Origin of the sequence: Vibrio sp. 10N.222.52.C3 (assembly GCF_041474195.1) — a bacterium.
GTDB classification, from domain to species: Bacteria; Pseudomonadota; Gammaproteobacteria; order Enterobacterales; family Vibrionaceae; genus Vibrio; species Vibrio crassostreae_C.
The window spans coordinates 1-802 of record NZ_JBFRTQ010000165.1 but is presented as its reverse complement, the minus strand read 5'-3'; the positions used below and the strand labels follow the sequence as shown (position 1 = coordinate 802).

The following is an 802-nucleotide window of genomic DNA, read 5'->3' as shown; positions in this document are numbered from 1 at the left end:
CAGATTAGTATACTTATGATTAATGCAGTGAAAACAGAAAGATGATTAATAGATATGGCTAATTCAATTTACCGAAGCGTCCATCTTCAATCGATAGATGCTAACAACACAGTTTGGCGTGCTAAGTTAAAAAACAACGTTATTCAGGGCAACCTAGCTGCCGTGAAAAAGAGTATTGATTGGTGGATTGATACCGCATCTATTATTGATCCAAAAGAATTCATGTCATTAAATAAGTCGAGAGGAACTGGTGGCTCGACTGAAAACTTCAACGGCTACCAAATCAAGAATGACACCGGTGAGCCTAATGCGTGGTATTGCATGTTTAACGGTCGCTTAATCAAAGGCGGCAAGGTTGCAATCCAACGCCATATAGAAGCTTACTTACTCGCAAAACAAAAAGCAGAGCAACAAAAGAAGTAAATTATGAGCCTAGTATATTCAACAGAAACAGGTCGCATTAAGCCTGAAGAAGAGAAAGTCCAACGTCCTAAAGGCGATGGTATCGTTCGAATCCAAAAAGAAACCAAAGGCCGTAAAGGCAAAGGCGTTTCTGTCGTAACTGGCTTAGACCTAGATGACGCACCATTAAAACTAATGGCAGCAGAACTCAAGAAAGTTTGCGGCTGCGGTGGCTCAGTAAAAGATGGCAACATCGAAATTCAAGGTGACGCGCGCGACAAGATCAAAGCGCACCTTGAAAAGAAAGGCTACAAAGTTAAATTTGCTGGCGGTTAATCTCTAACTAATACCAGGGTTAAAATCGAAGATTATTATCACTGGTTATTAGGTATTTTATGGT

General features: G+C 40.4%; 2 protein-coding genes. Both read left to right on the top strand.

What is annotated here, in order from left to right; all coding sequences use genetic code 11:
* Nucleotides 1–54 precede the first annotated feature (54 nt).
* Entirely contained in the window at nucleotides 55–423 is a 369-nt protein-coding gene (locus AB4517_RS20715; protein ID WP_017060095.1) for a DUF3319 domain-containing protein, read from the top strand.
* Nucleotides 424–426: 3 nt separating this feature from the next.
* Nucleotides 427–738, top strand: a complete 312-nt coding sequence (gene yciH, locus AB4517_RS20710) for a stress response translation initiation inhibitor YciH (protein ID WP_008221404.1) — start codon at nucleotides 427–429, stop codon at nucleotides 736–738.
* The last annotated feature ends 64 nt before the right edge of the window (nucleotides 739–802 follow it).